This window comes from Vreelandella azerica (assembly GCF_013112225.1).
Lineage (GTDB): Bacteria > Pseudomonadota > Gammaproteobacteria > Pseudomonadales > Halomonadaceae > Vreelandella > Vreelandella azerica.
Genome location: NZ_JABFHI010000017.1, coordinates 1 through 8,388, shown reverse-complemented (window position 1 = coordinate 8,388; position 8,388 = coordinate 1). Strand labels below are relative to the sequence as shown.

Below are 8,388 nucleotides of genomic sequence, written 5' to 3'. Positions count from 1 at the left end.
CCACTTACAACGCGGATGACAATGAATTTAGGGTAGTGCGTAACGACAACGGCAAGCCTGCAGAAAACTTTAACTGGGATGGCACCTCACTGACGTTTGGTGGCGTCAGCATTGAATTCAATGGCCCCCTGGCCGACGGTGACAAGTTTGAAGCCCAGCCGGTACGCCGTGGTGGTGCAGGCATGAACCTCAATATCGATGATGTTGATAAAATAGCGGCGGGCTTGGAAGCGTCGCCTGGCGATAACCGCAACGTGCTGGAGTTACAGGACTTGCAGGTAAGCCGATTGTCGGCGGAAATGCATCAGTCAGCAGCGCCTACGGTGGGATTGTCAGCGATGTGGGCAACCGTACCAATATTACCCAGGTGAACCTTGATGCCCGCCAGGGCTGACGGATCAATTGCGTGCCGTTCAGCAATCCGAATCCGGGGTTAACCTTGATGAAGAAGCGGCTAACCTGATTCGCTACCAACAGTACTATCAGGCGAATGCGCGAGTGATTGATTCGGCAACGACGATCATGGATACCATTCTCGGTCTGCGCAGTTAACCCAGGAGCTAAGCTATGATGCGTATCAGTTCGGTCACCATGTTTGAGCAGAGTTCGGCATCGATTAACCGTCAGCAAACCGATTTTCTTGAGGTTAGCCAGCAGATCGCCAGTGGTCGTCGTGTGGTTAACCCCTCTGATGACCCTCAGGCGGCTTCGCGTGCCGTTCGGGTAGACCAATCAAGGCGGTGGCAGAGCAATATGCAGAGGCGCGTGTCAGCGTGCGTAACTCGCTTTCCCAGACCGAGCATCCTCAATAGCGTCAGTGATGCGGTGACCAGCGCCAAGACGCTGCTGGTGCAGGCATCCAGCGACACCTTAAGCGATGCTGACCGTCAATCTGTGGCCAGTGAACTGCGCGGCGTTTACGAAACCATGATTGGTCAGGCTAACGCGACCGACGGCAATGGCCGTTATCTGTTCGGCGGCTATGCGGAAAGCGCACCCCCTTTTGTCAAAAACACCGATGGCAATGTGGAATATAAAGGCGACAGTAATATCCGTGAACAGCGTATCGACGCGTCACGTCGCATGCCTGCCGCAGAGAATGGAGAGACAATTTTTCAATCAGTGCCCAGTGGCGCAGGCTATGTAGCGGAAGCAGTCAAAACGGATGCCAGCGGTAGCCCATTGACAGGCCCGGCAGCACGTAATGATGGCAGTGTGACGTTTAACGGCCCGCAAGTGGTTGATGTGAATAATGCCGATTATGGCGACAGCTTCAGATTGAATTTCGCTGAAGATGCTGCGTCAGGAGAGCCTACGGTAAGCGTTCAGCGCTTTGAAAGTGGCACTTGGGCAGCCTACGACCCTGCTGGGGATGGGAGTCTGACGGAGGCAGCCTACACAGAGGGTGAAAGTCTGTCCTTTGGGGGAGTGGAAGTCACCCTGAGCGGTAGGCCGGAAAGCGGCGATCAGATTCTGATATCCCAAGCAGGCAGTGAGCAGCGAGAGCCGAACCTGTTCAGAACCATGGAAGAAGCGATCCGGGTGTTGGAAACCCCCGCCGAAACCGATGCCGAGAAAGCAGATCTGCGTAATACCCTGAATACCTCCATGCGCGATCTGGATAATTCCCTGGATAACGTCCTGACCGTACGCGCCTCTGCAGGTGCACGCCTCAACGAACTGGATGTCGTGGATTCAGTAGGCAGCAACCGGATGCTCAACTATGAACAGACACTGTCAGATCTGGTAGACCTGGATTACGTGGAAGCCATTTCAGAATACAGCCTCCGTCAAGTAGGCCTGCAGGCCTCACAGCAGGCCTTTGTGGATATCAAGGGTTCAACGCTGTTTGACTATCTGCGTTAACCAATCTATGAAATCTGATCTAAGTATTGACATAAAAAAGCCCCAGTCTGGGGCTTTTTTATGGTTAACCTCCCGCTTGCGCCATCAGTTCGATCAGTTCATGCAGAAACATCAGGCCGTCGCTGAAAAGTCGTTCCAGGAAGCGTTGCAGGTCGGTCATGACAACCATCAATAGAATGATGCCGACGATCAGGGATGTGGGAAAACCGATATTAAAGACGGTGAGCTGTGGCGCTGAGCGATTCAGAATCCCTAGGCCCAAGCTGATGATCAGCAGGGGCGCCATAATAGGCAGCGCCATTAGCATGCCAGAGGCAAAAATGGTGCCGCCGTAGCGAGCAACAATCTCGAAGGCATTAGCGTTGAGCGTGTTGATACCAATGGGCAAGCTTTGAAAGCTCATCACCAGGGTTTCAAGCACCATCAAGTGACCATTCAGGGCGACAAACATCAGTAGCGTAATCATATAAAAAATACGCGACAATACCATGATGTTGGTACCGCTGGCAGTATCAAAAAGCTGGCAAAAGCCAGTCCCATATTCAGGCCAATAAATTCCCCGGCGGCCTGAACAACGGCAAAGACAATCCGCATGACCAGCCCAATCGCCACGCCAATCACAATCTGTTCGGCAATGATGCCCACGCTTGCCCAAGACATCAGCGGTGTTTCCGGCATGGGTGGCAGTACAGGGGCAATGACCACGGCAATAACGGCTGCCAAGGCCACTTTGGCCTGATTGGGAATGCTTGAGTGCCCCCAGACGGGGGAGGCCGCCATAAAAGCGGTGATGCGCACAAACGGCCAGAAAAAAGCCACAAGCCAGGCCTGCAACTGGGCGAAGGTGACTTCAACCATGGCCTACATCACCATGGCGGGTAGTTCAGCAAACAGCCGTTGTGTGTAGTCCATGATTACTTGCAGCATCCAGGGGCCGGCCAGTACCAGGGTGGCAAACACGGCCAGAATTTTGGGAATGAACGTCAGAGTCATTTCGTTGACCTGAGTGGCTGCCTGAAAAAGGCTGATGATCAAGCCCGTTAACAGCGCCACTAGCAGCAAGGGGCCGCCCAGCAGTAGGGTGACCCTCATACCTTGGTAGGCAATGCCCATCACCATTTCGGGTGTCATGAGACAACTCCAGCACCGACGCGCGGCGCGCTAAAGCATATAAAAACTTTCTGCCAGCGAACCGACAATCAGCTGCCAGCCGTCCACCAATACAAACAGCATCAATTTGAACGGCAGTGAGATGGTGATAGGGGCACCATCATCATGCCCAATGCCATCAAGGTGCTGGCCACCACCAGGTCGATAATCAGGAAGGGAATGAAAATCGTGAAACCGATCTGGAAAGCAGTTTTCAGCTCGCTGGTGACAAAGAGGGGCAACAAGACGCGCATCGGCAGATCTTCTGGGCCTTCCATGGGGCCTATATCCGCCAGGCGTGCAAAGAGGGCAATATCAGGCTCACGGGTTTGTGCCAGCATGAACTCACGAAAAGGCTGTTGAGCCACGACCAAAAACTCTTCAAAGTTGATCTGCTCTTCGGAAAGCGGCACCCAAGCGGTCTGATACACCTGGTCAAGGACGGGTGACATAATAAGAAGGTTAAAAAAGCGCTATTCCGAGCAATACCTGATTGGGCGGTGTTGCTTGGGTGCCCATGGCGGTGCGCAGCAGGCTCAGCACAATGATGATGCGCGTAAAGCTGGTCATCATTAGCAGCATGGCTGGCAGAAAGGCCAGCGAACTGAGAAACAGCAGGGTTTGCAGCGATATTGACCACTGCTGGCCACCGTCTTCCATGGGTTCGCTGATAATCCCCGGCAGCTGTTGAGCAACGCTGATATCCGGCAAGCAGCAGCATAATGGCCAAGCAGGCCCATAACCCGAGCATTGGCTGGGTACTAGAGACTGTGAGAGGCGCAGTGCGTCGCAGAAAAATCGTCGGTATCCGCTGGCTCATGAACTTGAATCGGACTTGTCGGAATCAGAAAACATGGTGGTGCCACCTTGTCGTTTGATGGCGTGGGCAAAGCGCTGGGCGAAGGGTTCTTCGCTATCATCGCGATGCATGTCTGGCGGCGCGGGCAGTTCATGCAGCTTGCTGACCTGGCCATTGCCGACGCCCAAGACCAGCCAGGTGCCTTCCATCTCAGTTTCACCACGACCCGTTCACGATTGCCCACCGCTGTGCTACCAAAACCTGTGCGGGCGCCATGACGATGGTGCCCCCACCGTTTCAGAAGGGCGCCATATTGATGCTGTTTGTATTGGTGGACGGCTGGCATCTTGTCGGTTCGCTGGCAGAAAACTTTAGCGCGCCGCGCGTCGGTGCTGGCGATCAGGTAGTCTCATGACACCCGAAATGGTGATGGGCATTGCCTACCAAGGTATGAGGGTCACCCTACTGCTGGGCGGCCCCTTGCTGCTAGTGGCGCTGTTAACGGGCTTGATCATCAGCCTTTTTCAGGCAGCCACTCAGGTCAACGAAATGACTCTGACGTTCATTCCCAAAATTCTGGCCGTGTTTGCCACCCTGGTACTGGCCGGCCCCTGGATGCTGCAAGTAATCATGGACTACACACAACGGCTGTTTGCTGAACTACCCGCCATGGTGATGTAGGCCATGGTTGAAGTCACCTTCGCCCAGTTGCAGGCCTGGCTTGTGGCTTTTTTCTGGCCGTTTGTGCGCATCACCGCTTTTATGGCGGCCTCCCCGTCTGGGGGCACTCAAGCATTCCCAATCAGGCCAAAGTGGCCTTGGCAGCCGTTATTGCCGTGGTCATTGCCCCTGTACTGCCACCCATGCCGGAAACACCGCTGATGTCTTGGGCAAGCGTGGGCATCATTGCCGAACAGATTGTGATTGGCGTGGCGATTGGGCTGGTCATGCGGATTGTCTTTGCCGTTGTTCAGGCCGCCGGGAATTTATTGGCCTGAATATGGGACTGGCTTTTGCCAGCTTTTGATACTGCCAGCGGTACCAACATCATGGTACTGTCGCGTATTTTTTTTTATATGATTACGCTACTGATGTTTGTCGCCCTGAATGGTCACTTGATGGTGCTTGAAACCCTGGTGATGAGCTTTCAAAGCTTGCCCATTGGTATCAACACGCTCAACGCTAATGCCTTCGAGATTGTTGCCCGCTACGGCGGCACCATTTTTGCCTCTGGCATGCTAATGGCGCTGCCTATTATGGCGCCCCTGCTGATCATCAGCTTGGGCCTAGGGATTCTGAATCGCTCAGCGCCACAGCTCACCGTCTTTAATATCGGTTTTCCACATCCTGATCGTCGGCATCATTCTATTGATGGTTGTCATGACCGACCTGCAACGCTTCCTGGAACGACTTTTCAGCGACGGCCTGATGTTTCTGCATGAACTGATCGAACTGATGGCGCAAGCGGGGGTTAACCATAAAAAAAGCCCCAGACTGGGGCTTTTTATGTCAATACTTAGATCAGATTTCATAGATTGGTTAACGCAGATAGTCAAACAGCGTTGAACCCTTGATATCCACAAAGGCCTGCTGTGAGGCCTGCAGGCCTACTTGACGGAGGCTGTATTCTGAAATGGCTTCCACGTAATCCAGGTCTACCAGATCTGACAGTGTCTGTTCATAGTTGAGCATCCGGTTGCTGCCTACTGAATCCACGACATCCAGTTCGTTGAGGCGTGCACCTGCAGAGGCGCGTACGGTCAGGACGTTATCCAGGAATTATCCAGATCGCGCATGGAGGTATTCAGGGTATTACGCAGATCTGCTTTCTCGGCATCGGTTTCGGCGGGGTTTCCAACACCGGATCGCTTCTTCCATGGTTCTGAACAGGTTCGGCTCTCGCTGCTCACTGCCTGCTTGGGATATCAGAATCTGATCGCCGCTTTCCGGCCTACCGCTCAGGGTGACTTCCACTCCCCAAAGGACAGACTTTCACCCTCTGTGTAGGCTGCCTCCGTCAGACTCCATCCCCAGCAGGGTCGTAGGCTGCCCAAGTGCCACTTTCAAAGCGCTGAACGCTTACCGTAGGCTCTCCTGACGCAGCATCTTCAGCGAAATTCAATCTGAAGCTGTCGCCATAATCGGCATTATTCACATCAACCACTTGCGGGCCGTTAAACGTCACACTGCCATCATTACGTGCTGCCGGGCCTGTCAATGGGCTACCGCTGGCATCCGTTTTGACTGCTTCCGCTACATAGCCTGCGCCACTGGGCACTGATTGAAAAATTGTCTCTCCATTCTCTGCGGCAGGCATGCGACGTGACGCGTCGATACGCTGTTCACGGATATTACTGTCGCCTTTATATTCCACATTGCCATCGGTGTTTTTGACAAAAGAGTGCGCTTTCCGCATAGCCGCCGAACAGATAACAGCCATTGCCGTCGGTCGCGTTAGCCTGACCAATCATGGTTTCGTAAACGCCGCGCAGTTCACTGGCCACAGATTGACGGTCAGCATCGCTTAAGGTGTCGCTGGATGCCTGCACCAGCAGCGTCTTGGCGCTGGTCACCGCATCACTGACGCTATTGAGGATGCTCTCGGTCTGGGAAAGCGAGTTACGCACGCTGACACGCCCTCTGCATATTGCTCTGCCACCGCCTTGGATTGGTCTACCCGAACGGCACGCGAAGCCGCCTGAGGGTCATCGAAAGGGTTAACCACACGACGACCACTGGCGATCTGCTGGCTAACCTCAAGAAAATCGGTTTGCTGACGGTTAATCGATGCCGAACTCTGCTCAAACATGGTGACCGAACTGATACGCATCATAGCTTAGCTCCTGGGTTAACTGCACCGAGAATGGTATCCATGATCGTCGTTGCCGAATCAATCACTCGCGCATTCGCCTGATAGTACTGTTGGTAGCGAATCAGGTTAGCCGCTTCTTCATCAAGGTTAACCCCGGATTCGGATTGCTGAACGGCACGCAATTGATCCGTCAGCCCTTGGCGGGCATCAAGGTTCACCTGGGTAATATTGGTACGGTTGCCCACATCGCTGACAATCCCACCGTAGGCGCTGCTGACTGATGCATTTCCGCCGACAATCGGCTTACTCTGCAAGTCCTGTAACTCCAGCACGTTGCGGTTATCGCCAGGCGACGCTTCCAAGCCCGCCCGCTATTTTATCAACATCATCGATATTGAGGTTCATGCCTGCACCACCGGCGTACCGGCGGGCTTCAAACTTGTCTGTCGGCCAGGGGCCATTGAATTCAATGCTGACGCCACCAAACGTCAGTGAGGCATCCCAGTTAAAGTTTTCTGCAGGCTTGCCGCTGTCGTTACGCACTACCCTAAATTCATTGTCATCCGCGTTGTAAGTGGCGGTGTGACGATGTCAGGTCATCATTGCTGGCTGATCCCGGTGGCAGATTACGACCGTTGCCGAGTTTTGTTGATAGCCAGTTTGCGGTGACTGCACAGGAAGTTCTACCACCACCGTTCGATCGACAGTTTGATTTATGCTGTTCATTAAACGCTGTAGCAGCGATGTATGGCTAACTGGGCCACCATTCTGGTTTATCCAAAGTCTCTGGCGAAACCGCCTCAGGCCGCTGTCCGCCCTGAATAAGATTTTCATCCAGCTCAGTCACCTTGCCATTAAGTATCTCGATAGCCAACTACCGTCCGTTGAGGATCCAGCCCTGACGCTACCGGTTCAAGCTTCAGCGCATTAGTACCTACCACCAACGGCTGACCATTCGGCAGGCTGACGTTATAGGATTTACCATCCGGGATATCTGAGACTGAATCATCACTTTGGTTCAGTTCGATATCAGATGGTCACGCTGGTTTAACATGCTATGGTAAGCAATGTTTATGCCAGGGCAGTCAACGCTGGTTCAACTGGTAATCTGATCAGTGGTGCTATTGATCTGGGACATTAATTCAGATCTGTTAACGTTAAGCTTGTCCCGCAAGATGGCTGAACGAACTGAACCGGGTCGTCATCGTTCGAGCAGTCAAGGCCGATAAGTGGTTAGTCTGAGGGGCACTGAAAGGTCTTCATGGTAAGAAACAGATAGTAAGAGTCATCGATTTCGCTGTGGATGATTCAACTGGTTTATTGCCTTTCGTACTCTGGTGGTGCTGGACTGCGTTTTGGCATCGTTGCTGATCCGCCACAAAGCGATTGAACTGGCGCTCGATATCATTGATCTGCACGCCTCGAGCCTGCTTGAGTCAAATTAATTGTGGTTTCCAAGCTATAATGATAGACACATGACATTATTATCAAGTATAGTTGAGGTACTTGGGGTGGTATCGAAATGCTAACCCATTGAAGAGTGTTGGTTTTCCATTTTCATCGGGCTGAAGATTGTCTGATAGTTAGTGACATCGAGGGTCAAGTTTACGCGTGATTGGGCCAGCAAGGTACCCGCTTCCAGTTGGCCAAGGGTCCGCACACCTGCCACCAATTTGTCACAAAGCGTGGTCGGCTGGCAGCCGCCGATTCTGGTGGTTTCAGCGCCCTGCTGCGGGCTATCTGCGGTTGACCACCGCACCAT

Annotated in this window: 7 protein-coding genes and 6 pseudogenes; 5 read left to right on the top strand and 8 right to left on the bottom strand. The window is 53.2% G+C overall.

The genetic code is table 11. From position 1 onward, the window contains the following. Positions 1–552: pseudogene (locus tag HLB35_RS16200) on the top strand (flagellar basal body rod C-terminal domain-containing protein); the annotation flags it as partial. Positions 553–567: 15 nt separating this feature from the next. Beyond that, entirely contained in the window at positions 568–1,866 is a 1,299-nt protein-coding gene (gene flgL, locus HLB35_RS16195) for a flagellar hook-associated protein FlgL (protein WP_171703377.1), read from the top strand. A 64-nt stretch (positions 1,867–1,930) separates the two neighbouring features. Here the strand turns inward: flgL (HLB35_RS16195) and fliR are convergent. From fliR to HLB35_RS16175, 4 genes and pseudogenes are all read right to left on the bottom strand, one after another. Next, a pseudogene (gene fliR, locus HLB35_RS16190) lies at positions 1,931–2,646 on the bottom strand (flagellar biosynthetic protein FliR). 81 nt (positions 2,647–2,727) lie between these two features. Beyond that, positions 2,728–2,997, bottom strand: a complete 270-nt coding sequence (gene fliQ / locus HLB35_RS16185) for a flagellar biosynthesis protein FliQ (RefSeq protein WP_171703206.1) — start codon at positions 2,995–2,997, stop codon at positions 2,728–2,730. A gap of 30 nt (positions 2,998–3,027) precedes the next feature. Beyond that, positions 3,028–3,726: pseudogene (gene fliP / locus HLB35_RS16180) on the bottom strand (flagellar type III secretion system pore protein FliP). A 105-nt stretch (positions 3,727–3,831) separates the two neighbouring features. After that, complete coding sequence (locus tag HLB35_RS16175) at positions 3,832–4,023, bottom strand: flagellar biosynthetic protein FliO (RefSeq protein ID WP_328732324.1); 192 nt, start codon at positions 4,021–4,023, stop codon at positions 3,832–3,834. A gap of 65 nt (positions 4,024–4,088) precedes the next feature. Here HLB35_RS16175 and HLB35_RS17740 point away from each other — a divergent pair, with 65 nt between their 5' ends. From HLB35_RS17740 to HLB35_RS16165, 3 genes and pseudogenes are all read left to right on the top strand, one after another. After that, complete coding sequence (locus tag HLB35_RS17740) at positions 4,089–4,229, top strand: hypothetical protein (RefSeq protein WP_235937294.1); 141 nt, start codon at positions 4,089–4,091, stop codon at positions 4,227–4,229. After that, positions 4,226–4,495, top strand: coding sequence for a flagellar biosynthesis protein FliQ (gene fliQ, locus HLB35_RS16170; RefSeq protein WP_171703206.1), 270 nt, complete (start codon positions 4,226–4,228; stop codon positions 4,493–4,495). The genes HLB35_RS17740 and fliQ (HLB35_RS16170) overlap by 4 nt, the downstream gene beginning before the upstream one ends. A 131-nt stretch (positions 4,496–4,626) precedes the next feature. Then, positions 4,627–5,256: pseudogene (locus HLB35_RS16165) on the top strand (flagellar biosynthetic protein FliR). 97 nt (positions 5,257–5,353) lie between these two features. On the opposite strand, the pseudogene flgL (HLB35_RS19065) reads toward HLB35_RS16165, so the two are convergent. The 4 genes and pseudogenes from flgL (HLB35_RS19065) to HLB35_RS16730 form a co-directional block, all read right to left on the bottom strand. Continuing rightward, positions 5,354–6,644, bottom strand: a pseudogene (gene flgL, locus HLB35_RS19065) (flagellar hook-associated protein FlgL). Continuing rightward, positions 6,644–6,985: pseudogene (locus HLB35_RS16155) on the bottom strand (flagellar basal body rod C-terminal domain-containing protein); the annotation flags it as partial. The pseudogenes flgL (HLB35_RS19065) and HLB35_RS16155, both read right to left, overlap by 1 nt. After that, on the bottom strand, positions 6,966–7,169 hold the full coding sequence (locus HLB35_RS16150; protein ID WP_171703376.1) for a hypothetical protein: 204 nt from the start codon (positions 7,167–7,169) through the stop codon (positions 6,966–6,968). The pseudogene HLB35_RS16155 and the gene HLB35_RS16150, both read right to left, overlap by 20 nt. 982 nt (positions 7,170–8,151) lie before the next feature. Beyond that, the coding region (locus HLB35_RS16730; protein ID WP_216601615.1) for a hypothetical protein at positions 8,152–8,388 on the bottom strand (237 nt) is incomplete at its 5' end.